Below are 19,889 nucleotides of genomic sequence, written 5' to 3'. Positions count from 1 at the left end.
ATGGCAGAAGAACGCACACTCACACCGAACTACCACTGGCCTCTGCCACTGCCGCAAGGCAATCAGATTGTCGAAATCAAGCAGATCGGTGATACGATCAGCGAGATCGACGCCACTTTCAAGACGTTCGTGGACGCCTATAACGAGCACAAACACAAGTTCGGCGATATTGAGCAGACGCCGACGACGCTTGAAGGATATGGCATTAAGGATGCGATGACATCCGCGCAGGTTGAAAGTGCCATCACGGAATCGGGCAGCAGTCTAAGCCAATCGTTCACCCAGGCGCTCTCCAATCTGACCGACACCATTGGTAAAGCGCTTGGGCTTCGCGTCCGCGTAGATGATGCGCAGGAATTCACCCTCGCGCAGAAGAAGCGCGCACGCGACAACATTGAAGCCGTCGGCGTTGTCGACAAGGGAGCCGCAGGCGGCGTTGCACCACTTGGCGCCGATAGCAAGATTGCAGGTGTCTATCTGCCCGCGCTGACCACGACCGGCACCGTGGGTGCCGCTGTGGCGGGGGCGAATGGACAACAGTCAATCGCAGATGGTGATAGCCTTACAGGTGTATTGGCGGGTTCTGGAACTCTCGTCCGATGGACGTGGGGAAACATTGTCACTTGGCTGCGCTCGATTTTCTACGTCAAAACTGAAGTCAACAATATCATTGCAGGCAATATGGGCGGTCGTGCTTATCCGCGCAGGTCAGACGGCGGTGCACTGAACATCATATGGAGCGGTCAGTCAGGCATGCCGTCTTGGGTTTTGGGCGGAAGCGACGGGGCAAATGTCTACGCATACAATCCGGCCAATTTCAGCGTAAATTACGCCAATTCGGCCAACTGGGCGAACGGCGCGACATATGCGGATCGCTTGGGCGCGGGCGGCTGGACGCTTGCCGATGTTCAGGGCCAGCTCAATTGGCGCGTTACTGACACGCGGTTCGCCGGATACATTACGCGGGCAGCCGCAGGCACCGCGAACTTGTTTCAAGAATTTGACAGTGGCTACGTATGCACCGGGTATCGTTTTCAATCTATCAGCGGACAGGGAGCCGTTACCGGACTATCCACCCGGCAATTGCAAATTCATATCCCTAACGTCGGTTGGCGAGCTTTCGGAGGCTGGTAAAATGAGAAACTTTGGAAAATTCAAAAGGGTTCTTACTCCGGTAGAGCTTCCTCCCGAGGTTATAGGCCAGAAGGATGACGGCGAGTTCGAGTACGGGCCTAAGCGATATGTGAATGTCTTCTTCTTCCGAAACGAGGATGGAACAGACATTTGCGACATTGCGAAAGACGATCCGCACAAGTTCTATATCGCTGTTGATCGAGATGGCGCGGTTTTCTCGATGACAGATGACATTGAGCAATCGCAGATCGAAGGAGCCGACATTATCGGGATTGATAATGACTTTGGATTTACCTTCGGGCCGGGCGGAACGGTCTATGGGAAAATCTGGAACGGAAAGGCCATTATTGAGCCACCCGTTACCGAGCTGGTTCCTGATGAAATTAGCCGCCGCCAGTTCTTCCAGTATCTCGCGGTGCTTGGGATCATCAGCCGTCAGGAAGCGTTGGCGGCACTACAAAGCGGCGCTATCCCGGCACCACTGCAAGCGATTATCGACCAGCTACCATCGGAAGATGATCAGTTTGAAGCGCAAATGTTTATTATCGGTGCGCAGAACTTCAACCGTCTGCATCCTTTAAGCGATACGGTTCGCCTCGCGCTGGAATGGACGGTCGAGCAAAAAGACGACTTCTGGCGAGAAGCCTTCAAACTCTAACAACCGCCGCCGTTGAGGCGGTTTTTTTGTCTCCAAGCCTGGCCATCGCGCCGGGCTTTCTTTTTGCCCGCAATTGGGCTTCACCTACGGAGAATTAAAGATGGCCGAACTTGTAGTTGGCATCCAGCATATTCGAGACGGCATCGAGGCGTCGACTGCTTTGAATGCCGACATGAGCGTCATCGGCGTTATTGGAACGGCGCCCGATGCAGACGAAACAGTATTTCCGCTCAATACGCCAGTTCATCTGTTCACGAACGATATCACGAAGCGTAGCAAGCTCGGTGGTGGCACGCTCGAAGATGCGCTCGTAGGCATTTCGGCTCAGCTGGCCGCTTCTAGCGCGGCTGCAAGCGTAGTCATCGTACGTGTCCAAAAGGGTGCAGACGACAACGCCACAATCGCAAACATCGTTGGCAGCGAGGCGGATGCGACGGGTATTTGGGCCTTCTTAGATGCACCAGAACTTCTTGGCGTAACCGCTCGCCTTCTGATCGCACCGGGCCATACACACCAGCAAATGGCCGGCCCGAATGTTGTTATCACCAATGCGGGCTCTGGCCTAACTGAAGTGCCAACTGTCGCCTTTACTGGTGGTGGCAGCGGTTCAGGGAAGGTTTTGCCGACGGCCCACGCAGTGCTTGGTACAGGCGCGAATGCTGACAAAGTTGTGTCGATTGTGATCGATAAGCCTGGCGCAAATCTCTCTGGTTCAGTGAATGTGACCTTTAGCGGCGGTGGCGCTGCAGAAGACAAGGTCATGCCGGCCGCGACAGCGACGATTGAGATTATGGCGAATGCTGTCTGCGCAAACATCGTGACTGTTGCGGAACGCACGCGCGCACGCTTCCTTCCAGAAGGTCCAACCGGATCTCCAGAACAAGCACTGACATGGCTGGAAACGCTTCCACGGTCAGCGCATATCCTGCATCCTCTCCGTCAGGTGGCAAAGATTGTCGACGCAGATGGGAGTATCGTGGAAAAGCCGCTCTCGCCATATGTGATTGCGCTTTATGCGCGTCGCGATGCTGAAGCCGGTGGCGTTCCTGCGTTCTCGATTGCGAACCAGCAGCTCTACGGTATCTCAGGCGTTGCGCCGCGCATTCCATTCTCCATTACTGACGCCTCAAATCAGGGCCAGCTCGATATCAGCCGCGGTTTCGGCATTATCTTCCGTGGTGAAGTTGGCGTGGATGGCTCTTTGACTGACGGCGGATACACGTTCTGGGGAACCGATACGCTCTCTGCAGAAAGCGCTTGGCAGTTTGCTCACGTCAATCGACTGCGTGATTTCCTTGAGCTTTACCAGGTCAAGACGATCCGCGGTTATCTGGGCAAGTACAACATCACCTTGGCGCTTGTGCAGGCCGTGGTGAATACGATCGAATCCAAGCTTCGGGATATGAGCAACCGCGACTATCTGTTGGGATACAAGATCTACTTCACCCCAGCGGACAACTCGACGTCACAGCTCCGGCTTGGCTTCCTCAACATCACTTTCCAGGCAGAAGAACCACCTGTGTTCCGTAAGCTCACTCTGCGTTCCCGCCGCTATGAAGCGGCGCTGGAGTCGCTTGTGGCGAGCATTGCCGTGGCAATCGGTTCGGACGGCACGATCACCTCGCAGTGATCGTTGCCCATTTAGGATACGGAGCAATAAATGTCCGCTACTATTACAAACCTCAATGCAGCAAACCTTTTCATCGGCGATGATGATCCGACCAGCTCGGAATTCCTGTCGATGAAGTCTGTGAAGCTGCCAAAGCTCACCCGCAACACCAAGGAACACTTGGGCGGTGGTGCTGCTGCAAGTCTGACGATTGGATTGAACAGCTTCAAGATTGACGCTCTTACGTTCTCTCTTGAAGGCGTCCAGCCGCATCTGATGAAGCGGTTTATGGCAAACACCCGCATCAAGTACACCTTCCGAGCCAATCTTTACGATACACAAACACAGGAGGATATGCCTCTCATCGGTGTGATCGAAGGCAAAATGACGGAACTTGATCCAGGCGAGTATAGCCCAGATCAGGGCGTCTCAACTGCCTATGCCGTCAATGAGATCGTTTATTACGAGCTCACAATCAAAAACGAAGAGAAGATCTACTTCGACTACTTCGCTGGCCCGGCCGGTGTTCGTTTCGATGGCAGAGCGCCGTTGGCTCCTGTGGCGGCTAATATCGGTATTTCCTAATGGGTACGAAAACGATGGACGCTCCAACTACCATCATCAATAGTGGAGTCGCCGAGCAGGTTGACAGCAATGTCATCCATTTCGACAGCGACAAACCACGCGAAAAGATTATTCCGCTCGAGTGGCCGCTTACTGTGAACGGCGTGCGCTATACGGAAGTACGTGTCCGCCGCGTGACTGGTACAGAAATTCGCGAGTATGTTGCTAATTCTCGCGCTGGCAAAAAGCTTGCACCGCCAGTCTTCGATATCCCATTCGAAGTCTATGACGCACTCGATGCAGACGACGCCGACGCACTCGATGAGGCGGGTCTGGATTTTTTGCCCCGTTCTGTTCGCGACGCATCGGCCGAATTTACCCTGCCAACTGGCGAGAATGCGTCGGATTAGTCGCGAACGTTTTCAATACGCCCCTCCCAACAGTCATTGAGATGGACTGGCTCGACATGCTGGCCTTCTACTGTGACGCATTAAATCTTCGCCGGGAAGAAATATTGCTTCAGGCGAAGATTGCTGGGGCTAAATTCAAAAGGTGATCTATGGCGCGAACGCTTATTGGCGAGCTGCTGCTAAGGGTAAAGGCTGATACCAAAGAGGCCGAAACCGTCAGTAAGGCGCTTCATAAGATCGAACAGGATTCCAAGAGGCTGAATGCAGCCCCTTGGGGTCTGGGAATGCAGAAGCAGCTTGATAAGCTCAAGGCCACCCCGCGTGAGTTTGATCTGGTTTTACGGAGCTGGGAGCGGCTAAATCAAGGCTTCCAGTCTCGCAATCTCACTGATGCGATGCGGAAAAACGACATCGCTGCTTGGCGCCAGGCGACCGTCTCGCACCTTACAGCGGTTCGTGCCCGGCTTAACGAAACAGAGCGCTCTGCAGGCAGACTGCACGCTCAGTTCGAGAATATGAAAAAGTTCGGCTACCTGATGGGTGGTGGTTACACCGGCCTATACATGGCGTCGACAGGCACTCGGGCCGCGTTGACGGCTGCATCTCAGGAACGCGTCCAGCAAGCCGAAATGAAGTATGCTGGGCTTAGCGAAGGCGAGCGCGGGAAGATCGATTCTTCCGCAGATAAATTCGTCTCAAAATACAATTTGAATAAGGCCGAAGTCCTGGAAGTTCTGAAGGACTCGTCTCTCAACGCCATCGACACCGATACCGCTTTGAGCATGGCTGATCCCATGATGAAGGCGATGCTTGTTCTGAAAAACCTATTTGGAAAAGAAGGAGCCGTTGACGGCCTCCGCGCTTTCAATAAGGCCATGGACAACATGGGCGTGCAAGATCCTGAGCTCTACACCAAGATGCTCGATGGTTATGTTCGCTCGCAGCAGGTGATTGGACGCGATATTTCGCCAGAGAGCTATGCTCAGGCGATCAAGTTCGCACGTGCGCCGGGTAAAGCTTACGGCAAAGATTTTATTTCCACCTGGCTACCTTACATGGCAGCGGAAACGGGCGGCTCTGATGCCGGTGGTAAGATCCGAGCAGCTTTCGACAATCTCGCAACCGGGCGCACTCCTTTGGCTCAGTTGGAGCGCCAGATTGAGCTCGGGCTTCGTCAGGGTGTTGTTCGCAACAACAAGGGGAAAATCGTTGATCCGGGAACGCTCACCGAATCTGATCGCTTCTATGCGAACCCGCTGGAATGGATGGATGGTGTCTTAAAGCCGGCACTGGTCAAACAAGGCATCGATGTAAACAATTCCGGCGATATGGCGGCCTATGTCGGCAAGATCGTGGGAAATCGACTTGCAGGCGACATGTTGTTTGGCGCGCTGGAGCAATTTGACCAGTACAAGCGCCAGAAAGAAAACCGTGGTGACAACGCCTTTGGTTTGAAGGCAGCAGACACCATTCAGGCTGAAAACCCCTTTGCCGCTTTCGATGCGTTCAAAGATGCCATGTCAAACCTTTCAGCGGCCGTTATGCCGATGGATACGATTTCGTCTGGCTTGAACACTATGGCGAGCGTGATCAATAACTTCCAGCAGTCACTTCGTGATGGCAATCCTGCCGCATGGGGCGGTTTAGCACTCGGCGGCACAGCTGTTGTAGGCGGACCAGTAGCATTGCTCCTCAAGGCCGGTTGGGATTTGATTACCGCAGGCACTGCCTTGAAGGGATCTGCAGCCGCCCTTGATGCAGCCGCAGCTAAGCTGGGCGCCGCAGGAGGGATGCCCGGTGGGACGGACGGTAAGAAAGCGACCAAAGGAAATGGAACGTGGTCAGCTATCACGGCGGCTTTGGGAAAGGCCGCGACTGTTGGGGCAGCTCTAACCACTGCGACCAGCTTATTATCCGACAGCCCAGGTGACACGTTTGAAGAGCAAGTCGCCATTCAGGCAAAACGCAAAGACGGCTTAAAGAGAGATCTGTCTCGTTATTTCGGGTGGGCGGGAAATCGTGACTTTTGGCTTGGTGACAGCTCGACCAGCATTCGCGACAAGCTAAAAATCGATACGGGAGGCACATTCGCCAGCAACCGTGAAGATTCGATAACGCCTCAAGTCGATGGCGAACAAGCTCTCCAGCAGGCTCACAGCACCGCAGAAGATATCCGCAATGCTCTGAACGTCACCGTTGGGCCGACCGTCGATCTCGTTGGGCTCAACGCGCTTCAGGCGAAACTGCAGGCATGCGTGGCCACTCTTCAGCAGTTGAAAGTGGGCATCCCATCCACTGTTGCGGATCTAAATAACCAGTTGAACCGGTCCTTTTCTGATCACCAACTTACACCATAAGGACGCTACCCGATGGCGCTGATGATACTTGGCCCCGTGATCTTCGATCTACGGAATAATATCACTGGCCGCTCGCGCAACGCTCGAATGGCTTTCGCCAAACACGACGTCATTGGGGCGGCACCGGTCTATGAAGCAATGGGAGCGGATGAAGCCACGGCAAACCTCGAATGCGTCCTTCATCCGTTTCACTTCGGCGGGCTGGGGCGGTTAGAAGCATTGCACCTTGCGATGCAGGCTCAAATCCCGCTGTCGCTGCTTAGAGGCGACGGCGTGCCACTCGGCTGGCACATCATCAATGAAATTGATGAGAAGCATGGTGAAATCTCAACGGGCGGCGTTGGTCAGGAAGTTACCTTTTCGTTGAAGCTAACCCGTGTTGACACACCGATTATGTCCATGGCGACCTCGATTGTGAGCTTACTTCTATGACCCAAGCAGTTCTCGAAGAGGTGGTGAAGGCCGAAGGCTTCACACTGTCACAAATCATTTGGCGTCTTCTGCGACGCCAGCCCAAAGGCTTTGTCGAGGCCGTACTCGCATTCAATCCGGAATTGGCAGATCAAGGTTATCAGCTTCCCGTTGGTACGGTTGTGCGAATTCCGCTGGATGCAATTCCTTCCGCAGATCTGGAAACCTCGAAGGCCGAAGTTATCAGTCTCTGGGATTAAGCCATGGCTTTCATCAAGAATAGTTTTGTTGTCACCATTGATGGCCGAAACGTCACATCGATCCTAGATCCTTTGCTTCTAGAATTGAGGGTGCAGCGCTCAGCTGGCCAGGCGGCCGATAATCTGGATATGACGCTTGCAGATGCCGACGGTCGCATCGCATTACCCAACAAGCGCTCGACAGTTCACGTCTCCGTTTCTGGAACAACGATCTTTGACGGCTTCGTCACTGACGTCACATGCGACATCACGAAGGATGAGGGCCGAACAGTTAAACTGTCTGCCAGTTCCGTTGATGAAGGTGGAAGGGCGAAGCAGCGCAGCCTTCGTCACAAGGATAAGGCAAAGTTCTCGGAAACCGCTGCAGAGTTTGGTGAAAAAGCCGGGTTCACAGTTAAGACCGTCGGAACGATCGGTGATGAAGAACGTGATTATTGGCTGCAGCAGAATGAAAGCTTCATTTCTTGGGGCCAGAGAATGGCTCGTGAGATGGGTGCTACCTTCAAAGCGCAGGGAACAAAAGCCATCTTTGTTGCCAGAAACGAAGGCGTTTCGGCATCCGGCAAGCCGCTAACCTCAATCTCAGCGGCATGGGGCGACAATCTAATCTCTGCCAGCATCAAGGTGATCACGACGAAGCCTAAATACAGCAAGGTGCGTGTTTCCTATTTCGACAAGGATAAGGGCAAGCGCGTTGATGTGGATGCAGACGTCGATGATACCGATGTCGACGCAATTCTCAGGCAGCATCTTTCCACTGCTACGGAGAAACACGCTCGAAGCCGTGCCGAAGCGTTGAAGAAAGAATCCATGCGCCAATCCGGCCAAGGGTCGATTGAGATTGTGGGCAACGCACTCGCAGAGCCTGAAGCCAATATCGATGTCTCTGGCGTTCGTACCGGTGTGGACGGAACATATCGCATCCACGATATCGATCACCGCCTTACGAAGCGCGGAGGTTTCCGCACATCTATTCAGGTTCGCCAGCCACAAGCCGGCGCCGGCAAAGACGGACGAGCCTAGCAACATTCCCCATTTTTGATTGATCCGCCGCCCTTGAGGCGGTTTTTTTATGGAGGCGCCTATGCTTGGCACCGGTAGAGCTGAAGCGATCACTGATCGCCATATAGCGACGCTCGCAGATCAGCTCGGAGTTCACCCCGCAGATATCGAAGCAATCTCGGAAGTCGAGAGTAATGGCTTTGGCTGGTATCCAGACGGGCGCATCAAGATCCTTTTCGAGAAACATTGGTTCTATAAGCTGATCCCAACGGCCAAGCGGTCTGAAGCCGTAAAGGCCAGGATTGCCCGCAAGGATTGGATCTCTCCTGCTAAGGGTGGGTACAAAGAGCAGAACACGACCGCAGCACGATATGATTTGCTGGCAAAGGCAATCCGCTTCAACGAGGACGCGGCTTATCAGTCAATCAGCATCGGCCGATACCAGATCATGGGCTTCAATCATGCCATCTGCGGATTTGCTACGGCCAAGTTGATGTTCGAGCAGTTTGTTGACAGTGAAGTCAACCAGCTAAGTGCCTTTGCAGCGTTCTTGAAATCGAAAAAGCTGATCCCGGCCATCGAAGCCAGAGACTTCGCTAAAGTCGAGGAAGTCTACAACGGTGGCGGCTTGAACGGCGAGTATGCACGAAAGATGCAGAAAGCATCCGACCAGCTACGCGCGGGCAAATGGAAAGGTTATGTCGCTGGCAGCATGCGGGAACCCGATGCTCCCGCTACGCCTGAGACAGTTCCAGAAGCCCAGCCAAGTAATCTGGTTGCATTGATCGCCTCGCTTCTCGGCAAGCTCTTTGATCGTTGGAAAGGGGCATCCAAATGATCTCGTCAGTTCTAGCCCGCATTCTATTGCGCTACGGCGCCGGAGCAATGGCCGCCATCTTCCTACTATCGGACGATGTCGCTCATCGGATCTCGACAGATCCAGACGTGGTCCAACTCGTGTCCTTATGTCTCGCGTTCATTGGCGCCGTTCTCTCAGAGAGCCTGTACGTGATGGCGAAGCGTTTTGGCTGGAGAACGTAGCCATGTTTGAAGCTTTAGTGTTCCTGAACACAGTAACCGGTGGCTGGCTAACCTATATCGGCTTGGCTCTTATCGGAGCGGTTAGCGTTTATTTCAAAGGCAAAGCCGATGGGAAAACAGTTGAAAAAGAGCGTGCAGCAGAAGCTGAAAATGCGGCAAAAACTATTTCAGATGAGATAGATAGAAAGATTGCCTCACAAGACGCTGAAACTAATAGAAAAAGGTTGAGCAAATGGGGAAGATGATCCTTGCCGCATTGTTCGCCATCTTGGTCGGCTGCAGCTCAGTTACCGGTTCGTTCTGTTCGATCGCTTCGCCGATCTCGTTAAGCGAGCGCACAATCAAATCAATGACGGACAGTGAAGTCGCCGCGGCCTTAGCTCACAACGAAAAGGGCGCGGCCCTGTGCGGTTGGAAGCCTCCCGCACGCAAAACTCTTTAAGGGGCACCACGTTGAGCAATCTTCTCGACCAGCTCGGCCTGAAAGATTCCGTTCTTTTGGCTGGCTTTGCAGGGGGCGTTATCCGCGCTCTCTCGCGCGGCCGCTATACGATACGTGAAATCGTGGCTTCACCAATCTGTGGCGCTCTGGCTGCGGGTTATTTGACCACTCCAATCCTTCACTACCTCCGTACCGTGAATTTCCCGTTGCCACCCGACGATGGTTCAAACGTGGCGATCCATGCAGCAGCTTTCCTTGTCGGCACAAGCGCGATGTGGATCTCCGATGCGGTTTTCGACTGGTTCACCCGCCGCACAGGCCGCAAGCCAAAGGATGGTGAATAATGCCGACGCCGCCATTATCGGACGAACTTTGTCGCATCGCCGTAGATGCATATCTAGCATCAGGCCGAAACGTGTCGGCCGCGGCGAAATCAGTTGGACTGAACCGCAACACATTTGACAGTCGCCTTCGTGTGGCCAGCAAGCGTGGCTTTCTTCTCTCTGATCCCGCTATGCCTGGCTATCACATCTCATCGGTCAAAACGACAACGGGCAAGAATGGCGCCACGCTTAGCGAGACCGTAACCCAGAAGCTGGGCGAACCGGAGGAAAAGCCATTCGATGTCGGCGAGGGCAGGGTGATTAAGAAGATCACCTCTCACGTGAAGGACGGCATTGAAGTTCAGAGCTGGATTCGGCACGACATCGATGCTGAAGCAGCCCAGGCTCGACTCAAAGCCATGGCACTCGGTCTTACCGACGCTCTGCCACGCGCTGAGCCGGTAATTTCTCCTCGTGGCTTAAACGAAAAGCTGCTTTGCCAGTATACGGTCACGGATCTCCATCTTGGTCTTTTGTCATGGAAAGACGAGTCCGGAGCCGACTACGATCTCAAAATCGCGGAGGATCTAATCCTCAAATGGTTCAGAGCTTCCATTGATGGCTCTCCTCCAGCCAAATTCGCCGTTCTGGCGCAACTTGGCGATTTTATGCACTACGACAGCATGGAGGCCAAAACGCCCACGAGCGGCCATGTTCTGGACAGCGATAGCCGGTTCCAGAAGATCGCACGTGTTGCCGTTCGCATCGTCCGCAAGATAATCGCGATGCTTTTGGAGAAGCATGAGTTCGTCAAAGTCGTAATGGCTGACGCAAACCATGATCCGGTATCCGCCACTCTCATGCGTGAATGGATGGCTGCGCATTACGATGAAGAGCCGCGCATCGAAGTCGATACGTCTGCTACGACGTATTATTACCACGAGTTCGGCAACGTTTCGCTCTTCTATCACCACGGGCATCGCCGCAACGTGAAGGACGTCGACAGCGTCTTTGCCGGCAAGTTTCGTGAAGTCTACGGCCGGACTAAGTATTCCTATGCTCATGTTGGCCATCTTCATTCAGATGAGCTGAAAACAACCAACCTCATGAAAGTTGAACGGCACGAGACACTGGCAGCGCCTTCCTCATACGAAGCGGCTGGCGGATGGATCTCGGGCCGGTCGGCTAAAGTGATCACTTATCATTCCGATTACGGGAAGGTGGGTGAAGAGGTCAAAACACCTGAGATGGTGATGTAGTGGAAAGTTGAGATGACGCCCTATGAATATTCTCAGTACTTGCTGGAAAAACACAGTGGCGACGTTGAAGCGGCTTTTCAGGAAGCGTGTGAAAACATCGCCTGGCTCAATCGCAACTGCATCTCGTCTGGCTACATACGAAGAAATCCGAAACCTGCATCCGATACGCGCAGGTGATGCTATCTACATCAAGAGTGGTGAAGAATTGCTGCAAATATCGCCAATGACCGCCAACCTTTTAGCCCAAGCATGGACTAAGGAAGTTGGTGCCGCGTATGTAGCCCGATGCAATAGTTGATAAACAAAGCCCCATGCGCTGTCCTTCGGGATGGTGCATGGGGCCTTTTTCGCGTTTATTCGTCAATTTCTGTTCCGGTCGCGCCTCGATGCATGCCCTCAGCTACTATCCTAATCGCTGTAGCCGCTTCTTCTTCAGACCAACCGGCCTCAACAGCATCGTGGATTAACTCGCGAATACCGAGCACTTTTGCGCCCGCTAATGCAGCCGTCACTTCCGCCTCGGTGCCGCCAGACACCACACCCTGCTCGACTAGATCAGCGATGCCTTGCGAAACCGCCTCTTGGCAGTCGAGATCCCGATCTGGATAGTCACCTTCTTGCTTTGGCCCGAACATTTTAAGCACACCCTCCATTGTATCAGTATGAAGAGAATAGCGTACAGGCTCGCCACGTCCAGCCACTACGCGGGCTTCTTAGCGGGCTTTCCCATAAGCTGACGGTCCACCTCTTCTGATATGGAATCCGCTGCGGCGATCAAAACGCTGTCTAACCGGTGAGTATAGCGACTTGTGGTCGTGCCTGATGAATGGCCGATAATAGCCCCAATGGTATTATCCGAATAGTTGAGATCAGCGCCAACTGACGCGAAGCTGTGACGAAATGTATGAGCTGTTACTCCGGTTAAGCCGGCAGCCTTAGTTATACTATCAATCATATCATCAAGTGAACCCACCGGATTTTCCGGATTGCGCGGTCCTGGAAGCACCCAGCCTTTTGCGTTTGGCGGCCTTATGCCTTCGAGTATTTTGATCGCAGGAGACCCCAGCGGCCGTATCGATGCGCCAGTTTTCGTATCTCCAAACCGCAAGCATCTGTCCTCCAGGCTGACCTCTTCCCAACGAAGATTGACAATCTCCCCTAGGCGGCTCCCTGTATAAATCAGGAGCAGTGTGCCTTTGACCGCTTGCCACGTCATTTCGTCGGCATTAGCCAAAACTTTCCCAAGAGCTTTAAACTCGTCCGCTGTTAGACGGCGCTCTCGCTTGCCATCGGCGGGGCGCTTCACACCCTGTGCTGGATTGTGTTCGATGATCCCTTCCGAGACTGCGTAGGTAAGAATCCCTCCCAGCAAACCTGTCGTACGAGACGCTGTACCTGCACCGCCAGACACGACAATCTTTCCCCGGAGCTTATCTGACTGGCCAGTGAACGCTGTCTTGCCCGCAGTAACATCGCGTATGAATTTCGCCACGTCTGCGCGGCTCATTTCGATGACCAGCTTTTTGCCAAGTAATGGCTTGATGTGTCGTTCTATCCGGCCCTTGTCGGTGTCAAGCGTAGACATCTTCTTCGGTTTGCCATTGCGCCCGATGATTAAGCCCTTTTCAGCAGCCTTTACATAATCGTCGCATAGCTCCGAGATTGTAATTGAACCGCGACGCGTTTGTCTTTCAAGCAGGGGATCTTCACCACGCAATGTGTCACCAAGCGTGATGCGGGCCATCTTCCGGGCCTCATCAACGGTCAGCTTGCCAAAAGCTCCGAGCGACATTCTTTTGCGGTCGCCAGTCTTCGTATAATAGTCGACATAAAAAGTCTTTTTGCCCGACGAGAACACGCGCGCGCCGAAACCTGCTAGGTCTGTGCACCATATAAAATATGGCTTGTCACGCAGTTCTGCAGCGTCCAATATCGTCTTTGTAAGCTTCGCCATTACCCCTGCCTTTTGATTTAGTGTCACCACAGTGTCACCATAAAATCGTTAAAGAGGGAAGATGCCAGATAATTTCGCGCAGATGGCAATTACGAAAACAGAAGTGAAAACAGAAGCTTATTCAATAAAAAGAAAGATGGGTAGAATCGGGAAAGTCATCCGAATTTGCCCTCCGAAGGCAGAGGTCACAGGTTCGAATCCTGTCGGGTGCGCCATAAAATCAATCACTTAGATGTCTTTCGACTAACTTCCTAATGATGCACTCACCAAATACTCACACGGCGTTGATGGTTTGGTGAGTAATGCTTTTAAAGAAAAAGCCCCTTTGAAAGGGGCTGTTTGATTCTGATTATTCGCTCCATCTAGCGCTCGGCGGTTGAACTGACCGACGGCGATATTTTTTGCTCGGCCCATCTGTCTAGATCCGACTTATGATATAGCGGAAAGCGCCCTTGATACTGCATTGACGGGCCGCCGCCGTTAGTGGCGAGCTTTTCAAGCGTCGAGCGCGATATATCGATCCCGTGAGTTGTGCGAAGATATTCAGGAACGTCCTTGCGGCGTAAACGTGGTCTATCAATCATTTTGATATCTCCAAGGCTTGAATGCAGGCTTCACTGTCTTATCTGTCTGGCAGAGCAACGAACTGACACCGCCATGACGAAAATTCACTTCAACAAACGGCAAGAGCCGGATGGAACATGGACCGTTGTTAGGCTTTTGACAGGCGAGCCTGCCAAGCTGAACGGCCAATTTTGTTGCAATCTTCGGAGAGATGAAGCGCAGGAAATAACCAACTATCTGAACATGCTGGGCGATGGCGATCATGATCTACCGCCGTCCAAGTAGGTGATTTCCCACGTTGGGTGGTACGATCCGGGTTCATGGCTCTCACCGTCAAGGCGAATGATTAGGTACTGATTGCGAGCGCCTACAATCGTTCCATATTGAGGCTGCCTTCCGCCTGTGTATTTGACACGGCCGCCGCGCTTGGCAGGGACACGATAGTTCGTCCGGATCCACGCCATACTCATAGCAGACTGCCTCCTGACGGGCGTAGGGGCTTAAGGAAGCAAATCCAGTGTGTGTTCGCCTGCTTGCCAGACACATGCCCGACGACAGGTTGAACATCAGTAAGCGCGAGAATTTCCCGCACTTTGATCTGCGTTTCGTTCCATTTGAAAATTAGTGTGCCGTGGGGTTTCAAGACGCGGAAAGCCTCTGCAAATCCTTGCCGCAGATCCTCCCGCCATGTCTCGCGGTTCAACGCACCATACTTTGCGCGCAACCAGCTTCTCTCCCCAGCATTGACCAGATGCGGCGGATCAAAAACAGCAAGGCTGAATGTCTCATCGTCAAAAGGCAGGCTGCGGAAGTCGATAATGCGATCTGGCGAAATGATTAGCTGGCGGCCGTCGCATAGAACGTGGCTTTCTGCGCGTATATCTCCGAACACAGCCCGGTCATCCTTCTTGTCAAACCAGAACATGCGAGAGCCGCAGCACATATCAAGGATTGGCTTCATCGATCAGATCCTTGCACTGTGATGATTTCCGCATTCCGCGTCCGAAGAAACGGTACGAAGTCCGATCCTTCATACTTCTTCGCGGTGCTGGATCGTGCTTCGACAATGCGGAACTGATCGCCGGGCTTTAGCCATCCGGTGGAGGCATCAAGAGCTGCTGCGATCACCTTTTCGCGGGTGTCCGCCTCGGCAAGATCGTAGACATCATCGCCAAGATTGCCTGCAAACCATGTCCAAGGGGTCATGCTGCCACCTCGATCTGATCGATATTGCGGCTGATGACGTTGAACGTGTAAGCGGCAACCCATGGGTTGGCTTCCCATGAACTGGGACCGTTAACCTGATCCCATAAAGTTTCAAACAAAATGCGGGCGCGAGCCTCGGGGCAAAGGATGTGCGTCGAAGCGTAAACTGCCAACTCTTCAACCTGCATAATTTCATCTGCGAGGGCTTGAGTGCAGCCTTCAGCAATCGCATCCGCCTCGCTGATGTCTTGCAGGCGCTCAACACGAACGTCGATCACTTCCAACGTGATGCGTGAAGCCCAGCGTGGCATGTGGATCGATGGACGCCAGCGGGCTTCCGCTTCAGGAGGGAATGGTTTGTCGAAGCCATGGCGAATGCATTCGGATTCATAACCGTCCGCGCGATACAACACGAAGCCCGGATCTACCGTACCGACAATAGCGCAAGCCTCGCGTACCCATAGGCGATCTCCTGCTTGTGCGAGTGGGCGCCACCATTTCGGGCCGCCGTCTTTATCGCGCATGTCAGGGCCGAAGGCGATTTCCATTCTGCCATGATTAAAACTAACTAACGGATCAATCCGGCCTGTCGGTTGCGGTTTAATCGCGCGGCGGGTCTGTGTCTTTCTGCCTTCAAGCAGGGCGCGCACCATAGGGGCGCTGAAAAGGATAGGGCGGTCAACCATTATCAACCTCCGATGCAATGAACTCGGAATTGCGAGTGCTCGTGAAGCACCAAGGGATAAATCGAAGATCGTGCTTGATCTGCCATGCATCGCAGGCGGTGCGCAGCATTACGACGAGGTCCTTTTCCATCTCCGCAGACACATCAAAGATGTTGTCGTCGCTGTCTTCGTTGCGCAGATCGTAGGCGCGCTCCTCGGCTTCCTCTAAGATGCTGCTTGCTCCGATGTAGTCACACAAGCGAACTTCGTCTTTGATTGCCTCAATTACATAAATTCCAGCATCGTCACCAAACTGACCGCGCGCCTCTTCAATGGCTTCTTCGCGGGTGTCGAACGGTCCGCATGAATAACTCTCGTCGTTATTGCCTGCGTACCATTTCCAATTTGTTATGGTCATGCCGCTTCCTTTCGGGCGATGAGGTTGCCGCAATTTGCGGATACGAGTGCGCAGGCGACTGGCGGACAAACACTGTTGCCGCAGCATGAAACCTGCACTGATTTGGAAAATGTCTGGCCGTCTGCGCCGCGCTCGATCTCGTAGTCAGCTGGAAAGCCTTGGGCGAGGTACAATTCTCGCGGCACAAGCATGCGCATGCCGATATCGACAATCACGTACGTGACGCCGTGGGCTTCGATGGTGACGAACTCGCGGTGATCCCAGAAGCCGAATGATCTGAGAAAATCTGCAACAGCGCGGGCGCGCTGGGCCTGCTCTGGCGTGAATGGCGGCACTTCCAATGATGCCTCCACATGGCCGTGACGATCTTTGGTTGTTACCGTGCGCATTGGCTCGTTTTCAGCGCCGCCGTCACCTGTGCCGTAATATGCCTGGAGGAAGGGCGCGACGATGCCTTGCTGACTGCCAGTCTGGGTGATGGTCGATAGCGGTTCGCTGGCTGATCTGCCCGGATTAACGCCGCCGTCACGACGACTGTCGTTGTTGTGCTGCGCCACATAGGCTGCGATAAGCTGCGACTTACCTGCGCCGTCTGCCATAACCGTGTGCGTCGGCTCTTCGATGCTGTGGCCGGTCGATGTTCCGAACTGGCGAGCAATGAAAGCAGATGCAACGGCGTGTTTGATGCCGCCTGCAACAGCTGTGCCTAATGGTTGCTGTATATCGAGTGAGCGCGGTGCTTGGCCTTTGCGCTCGCCATAGCCGATCTGCACCAATGTAGGCGCAATGACGCTGTTCTGATCTTTGCGGCTGGCAGTGATGGTGTGGGTTGGCGTCTCAATGGGCCGGTTAGATCCGCCATGTTGGGCAGCCGTAAGTATCGGCGCCACCACAGACAACCCTGCACCGCCAGCTGTTATTGTATGCGTTGGCTCATCAACGCCGTTAAATGGCTTGCCAGCATTGCGCATCGTCATGACGTGCGGCGAGATAATGCCAAGTGGTGCGGCCCCTCCCGGTCTTTTGATGTAGCTATTCGCGGTGATGGTCGATAACGGCTCGCGGAGATCCTGACCTGTTGCGCCAGTGTTGAATCGGATGATCGATGGTGCCGATAGATCCACAATAAAGGGCTTCTCGGCGTCTATGACATAGCGTTTCATCCCGCGCGCAACGCGCGCCATCGTGTTGTGGGCAAGCGGGCGAATGGCGCGAAGGCCATGCTTGTCCATTATGTCTGCGCTTGTGTCGAAGATCGAAGGGCAGGGCAGCGACCAGTCGATGATTTCTGCTGCGGTGCGCCATGGCAATTTCTTGCCTGCAATCACGTCCTTATCATTCGGTGCGCCATGGGTTGGTTCTGGCCAAACGATAGGTTGGCCGTCAAAGCGGATGATGACAAATAGCCGCTTCCGGATTGTCGGTGCACCAAAGTCGCAAGCGCGGATTTCGCGCCATTCGATCTTCGCGCCAAGCCTTTTGAGCTTTTTGCACCAACGCTGGAAATCTTCGCCCTTACGATCTGGATCTGGCATTTGGCCGGCTGATGTTTCCATCAGCGGTCCCCAGTCGCGAAACTCCTCGACGTTTTCGAGAATAGCAACATCCACTTTGCCGCCGCTTTTCTGGATGCGTTCGATCCAGCCGGGAATGATCCAAGCCAGATCCCGAATGTTGCGCTCGACAGGCTTGCCGCCCTTCGCCTTGGAAAAGTGTTTGCAGTCAGGTGAAAACCACGCAAGACCGACATGCGCCCGTTGCAAGTAATCCAGTGGATCAACTTTGTAGACGTTCTGCGAGATATGAAGTGTCTGCGGGTGGTTCGCTTCATGCAAAGCCAGCGCTGCCGCGTTATGATTAATGGCGATGTCAGGTGAACGGCCAAGGGCCATTTCAATCCCGGTGCTTGCGCCGCCGCCGCCTGCGAATGAATCAATTATGATGGGCTGGCTTGTCTGCATCTATCAGCCCCAGATCATTTGGCTGCCCAAAACGGCAGCGCATGTGGTGCAGATGAAAAAGACAAATAAAACAACCTTATGGCTGAGTTTGTTATCATGACATCGATATGCAGACGTGAGGTTGAAGCCGTCAGTTTTTGTTGGTTTATGCATGAGGAGCGACTCCCATGCTTGCGGCGTGCTGGCTTCTCTCGCTAATTGAGTTCTCTGCCGCGTTGGATGCGGCTGTGGTCAACGGTGCGACAATGATGGTCGCACCATCTTCAAGGGCAAATGCCTGAGCGAGTTTCTGCACTGCTTCCGAAGGCGCTGAATCAAGTATTTCAATGGAAATGTCACCGTGATGCACATGACGACCGGACAGCAGACCATCCAATTGCTCGCGATCCCGTTGGCTTAGATTTCGCCATTTCTGAATGTCGAACTCGCCATAGAGAAGGCCACGCGGCTGATGGGCCTGCATGCGTCCAACGGAAAAGCCGTGAGCTTTTAAAAGTTTTTCAGCGCGATTGGCGTTCGAGCGGTAATTACCGCCTTTCAGTCTGGCCATAAAAATGATGTTTGACATTGGTCTCTCCGCTTAACCCCGGAGAACCGACTGCGCTTTCTACTCTTACCCAATCCAGCGCAGCCGGTTTTAGGTGGGGCAGGAAAGAGGTATTATATGTACCCACAAACTGTCAAGCTAAAAAGATACAAAAAATACCCACTATGAATTATGGGTATGAAAAATGCCGCGATGCAAACTTACCCTTGACCCGCTTCGCCCGCAGTGCTTTCATGAACGAAATGAGAACATTGCGGGTGGGAGATGAGTGAGGGTGAAAATAATAGTGAACTTAGGGCTGAATTTTGCAGCCTTATCTGCTCGCTTTCTGTTAGTCAGATGAGGGACTGTCGTTCTTGTCTATCGCTGCTAGTGCGCGAATATGATCAAGGACAACCGCTTGAACCTTTGCTGGAAGTCTGTCGAAGAGGTCTATTACCTCCGACCTGATGTCGTCTACTTCCGCATATTCGTCGGTTTCGGCACCCTCTCCAAGGTACAGCCAAGCTACTGAAACATTGAAAGCTTTTGCATATTTTCGAGCGTCTGAAAGACCAAATCCATTTCGACCGGATTCATGTGCTTTGTAATTGTTTTCGCTCCAGCCAAATTTATCGGATAGAGCTTTTGCTCCGCCGAGGCTTGCTTTCCTTCGCGCGTTCTGAAGCCTGACGGCCCTGTCCTCACGCTCTTTTTTTTCAGCATTTTTAGTCATGGTGTAATTTGTACCCACGATATCGGGTATAAGTAATAACTATCGCGCTTGACGCGAAAGGGTATTAATAGTACCCATTCACACATGACACATATTCCTTTCATCGAAAAGTGGCCGTCACTGGCCGATTTTGCTGACGATCTTTGCGTCGCCTATGGCACCGCCAAAGCGATGAAAAGACGTGGCGTTATACCTTCTCAGTACTGGGAAGCGGTTGTCTTATCGGCACAGGCGCGGGGTCTAATTGGAGTCACTTATGAGGCTCTCGCCAAGTCCGTTTCAAGGAAGTCTGATTCCCCCGCCAGTTCCTCGGCGGGTGATGATGCCGGGGCGCCCATCAAGCAGCCCCCCGCCCAACCGGGCGCTCCGGCAACCAGTTCTAATTCGCT

At 53.4% G+C, this 19,889-nt stretch carries 25 protein-coding genes and 1 tRNA gene; 16 read left to right on the top strand and 10 right to left on the bottom strand.

All coding sequences use genetic code 11. The features are described 5' to 3' along the window. The 15 genes from RT142_RS01625 to RT142_RS01555 all read left to right on the top strand — a co-directional run bounded on the left by RT142_RS01625 (window position 1) and on the right by RT142_RS01555 (window position 11,647). Window positions 1-1,134: a hypothetical protein gene (locus tag RT142_RS01625; protein WP_313026766.1), complete on the top strand. Its 1,134-nt coding sequence runs from the start codon at window positions 1-3 to the stop codon at window positions 1,132-1,134. Between the two features lies 1 nt (window position 1,135). Beyond that, window positions 1,136-1,792, top strand: a complete 657-nt coding sequence (locus RT142_RS01620; RefSeq protein WP_313026763.1) for a hypothetical protein — start codon at window positions 1,136-1,138, stop codon at window positions 1,790-1,792. A 100-nt stretch (window positions 1,793-1,892) separates the two neighbouring features. Then, on the top strand, window positions 1,893-3,422 hold the full coding sequence (locus RT142_RS01615; RefSeq protein WP_313026761.1) for a phage tail protein: 1,530 nt from the start codon (window positions 1,893-1,895) through the stop codon (window positions 3,420-3,422). Between the two features lie 30 nt (window positions 3,423-3,452). Further along, window positions 3,453-3,986 carry a phage major tail tube protein gene (locus RT142_RS01610; RefSeq protein WP_313026758.1) on the top strand — a complete coding sequence of 178 codons (534 nt, stop codon included), beginning with the start codon at window positions 3,453-3,455 and terminating at the stop codon, window positions 3,984-3,986. A 14-nt stretch (window positions 3,987-4,000) separates the two neighbouring features. Then, on the top strand, window positions 4,001-4,375 hold the full coding sequence (locus tag RT142_RS01605) for a hypothetical protein (protein WP_313026756.1): 375 nt from the start codon (window positions 4,001-4,003) through the stop codon (window positions 4,373-4,375). A 284-nt stretch (window positions 4,376-4,659) separates the two neighbouring features. Beyond that, window positions 4,660-6,732, top strand: coding sequence for a hypothetical protein (locus RT142_RS01600; protein ID WP_313026753.1), 2,073 nt, complete (start codon window positions 4,660-4,662; stop codon window positions 6,730-6,732). Between the two features lie 12 nt (window positions 6,733-6,744). Next, window positions 6,745-7,164, top strand: coding sequence for a phage tail protein (locus RT142_RS01595; protein WP_313026751.1), 420 nt, complete (start codon window positions 6,745-6,747; stop codon window positions 7,162-7,164). Further along, window positions 7,161-7,403, top strand: coding sequence for a tail protein X (locus RT142_RS01590; RefSeq protein ID WP_313026749.1), 243 nt, complete (start codon window positions 7,161-7,163; stop codon window positions 7,401-7,403). Before RT142_RS01595 ends, RT142_RS01590 begins: the two co-directional genes overlap by 4 nt. 3 nt (window positions 7,404-7,406) lie before the next feature. Further along, window positions 7,407-8,426: a hypothetical protein gene (locus tag RT142_RS01585; protein WP_313026746.1), complete on the top strand. Its 1,020-nt coding sequence runs from the start codon at window positions 7,407-7,409 to the stop codon at window positions 8,424-8,426. Window positions 8,427-8,487: 61 nt separating this feature from the next. Next, complete coding sequence (locus RT142_RS01580; protein WP_313026744.1) at window positions 8,488-9,243, top strand: N-acetylmuramidase domain-containing protein; 756 nt, start codon at window positions 8,488-8,490, stop codon at window positions 9,241-9,243. A gap of 205 nt (window positions 9,244-9,448) precedes the next feature. Continuing rightward, window positions 9,449-9,691, top strand: a complete 243-nt coding sequence (locus tag RT142_RS01575; RefSeq protein ID WP_313026741.1) for a hypothetical protein — start codon at window positions 9,449-9,451, stop codon at window positions 9,689-9,691. Next, entirely contained in the window at window positions 9,679-9,888 is a 210-nt protein-coding gene (locus RT142_RS01570) for a hypothetical protein (protein ID WP_313026739.1), read from the top strand. Before RT142_RS01575 ends, RT142_RS01570 begins: the two co-directional genes overlap by 13 nt. An 11-nt stretch (window positions 9,889-9,899) precedes the next feature. Continuing rightward, window positions 9,900-10,232: a hypothetical protein gene (locus RT142_RS01565; RefSeq protein WP_313026736.1), complete on the top strand. Its 333-nt coding sequence runs from the start codon at window positions 9,900-9,902 to the stop codon at window positions 10,230-10,232. Further along, window positions 10,232-11,470: an oxidoreductase gene (locus tag RT142_RS01560; protein WP_313026734.1), complete on the top strand. Its 1,239-nt coding sequence runs from the start codon at window positions 10,232-10,234 to the stop codon at window positions 11,468-11,470. Before RT142_RS01565 ends, RT142_RS01560 begins: the two co-directional genes overlap by 1 nt. 12 nt (window positions 11,471-11,482) lie before the next feature. Further along, window positions 11,483-11,647, top strand: coding sequence for a hypothetical protein (locus RT142_RS01555; RefSeq protein WP_313026731.1), 165 nt, complete (start codon window positions 11,483-11,485; stop codon window positions 11,645-11,647). Between the two features lie 176 nt (window positions 11,648-11,823). Here the strand turns inward: RT142_RS01555 and RT142_RS01550 are convergent, their stop codons facing one another. Both RT142_RS01550 and RT142_RS01545 read right to left on the bottom strand, forming a co-directional pair. Further along, complete coding sequence (locus RT142_RS01550; RefSeq protein WP_313026729.1) at window positions 11,824-12,171, bottom strand: hypothetical protein; 348 nt, start codon at window positions 12,169-12,171, stop codon at window positions 11,824-11,826. After that, window positions 12,171-13,454, bottom strand: a complete 1,284-nt coding sequence (locus RT142_RS01545; RefSeq protein ID WP_313026725.1) for a site-specific integrase — start codon at window positions 13,452-13,454, stop codon at window positions 12,171-12,173. Before RT142_RS01545 ends, RT142_RS01550 begins: the two co-directional genes overlap by 1 nt. A gap of 110 nt (window positions 13,455-13,564) precedes the next feature. On the opposite strand from RT142_RS01545, the gene RT142_RS01540 reads away from it, so the two are divergent. Next, a tRNA-OTHER gene (locus tag RT142_RS01540) sits at window positions 13,565-13,639 on the top strand. Window positions 13,640-14,000: 361 nt separating this feature from the next. Here RT142_RS01540 and RT142_RS01535 read toward each other — a convergent pair. From RT142_RS01535 to RT142_RS01500, 8 genes are all read right to left on the bottom strand, one after another. Then, window positions 14,001-14,252 (bottom strand): hypothetical protein, encoded by a 252-nt coding sequence (locus tag RT142_RS01535; protein WP_313026722.1) that lies wholly within the window; start codon window positions 14,250-14,252, stop codon window positions 14,001-14,003. Between the two features lie 202 nt (window positions 14,253-14,454). Beyond that, window positions 14,455-14,949, bottom strand: a complete 495-nt coding sequence (locus RT142_RS01530) for a class I SAM-dependent methyltransferase (RefSeq protein ID WP_313026719.1) — start codon at window positions 14,947-14,949, stop codon at window positions 14,455-14,457. Further along, a complete protein-coding gene (locus RT142_RS01525; protein ID WP_313026717.1) occupies window positions 14,946-15,194 on the bottom strand; it encodes a hypothetical protein in 249 nt (82 codons plus the stop codon). Before RT142_RS01525 ends, RT142_RS01530 begins: the two co-directional genes overlap by 4 nt. Further along, the gene (locus RT142_RS01520) at window positions 15,191-15,880 is read right to left on the bottom strand and encodes a hypothetical protein (protein WP_313026714.1); all 690 of its coding nucleotides are present in this window, start codon (window positions 15,878-15,880) and stop codon (window positions 15,191-15,193) included. Before RT142_RS01520 ends, RT142_RS01525 begins: the two co-directional genes overlap by 4 nt. Further along, window positions 15,873-16,277, bottom strand: coding sequence for a hypothetical protein (locus tag RT142_RS01515; protein WP_313026712.1), 405 nt, complete (start codon window positions 16,275-16,277; stop codon window positions 15,873-15,875). Before RT142_RS01515 ends, RT142_RS01520 begins: the two co-directional genes overlap by 8 nt. After that, a complete protein-coding gene (locus RT142_RS01510) occupies window positions 16,274-18,238 on the bottom strand; it encodes a DNA cytosine methyltransferase (RefSeq protein ID WP_313026709.1) in 1,965 nt (654 codons plus the stop codon). The genes RT142_RS01515 and RT142_RS01510 overlap by 4 nt, the downstream gene beginning before the upstream one ends. Before the next feature lie 145 nt (window positions 18,239-18,383). Continuing rightward, window positions 18,384-18,806: a hypothetical protein gene (locus tag RT142_RS01505; protein ID WP_313026707.1), complete on the bottom strand. Its 423-nt coding sequence runs from the start codon at window positions 18,804-18,806 to the stop codon at window positions 18,384-18,386. Between the two features lie 310 nt (window positions 18,807-19,116). Further along, a complete protein-coding gene (locus tag RT142_RS01500) occupies window positions 19,117-19,500 on the bottom strand; it encodes a helix-turn-helix transcriptional regulator (RefSeq protein ID WP_313026705.1) in 384 nt (127 codons plus the stop codon). Between the last annotated feature and the right edge of the window lie 389 nt (window positions 19,501-19,889).

It is taken from the genome of Brucella sp. (assembly GCF_032066345.1).
In the GTDB taxonomy this organism is placed as follows: Bacteria; Pseudomonadota; Alphaproteobacteria; order Rhizobiales; family Rhizobiaceae; genus Brucella; species Brucella pseudogrignonensis.
Note: the sequence above shows the minus strand (reverse complement) of the source record. Positions and strands in the feature narration are given on the sequence as shown.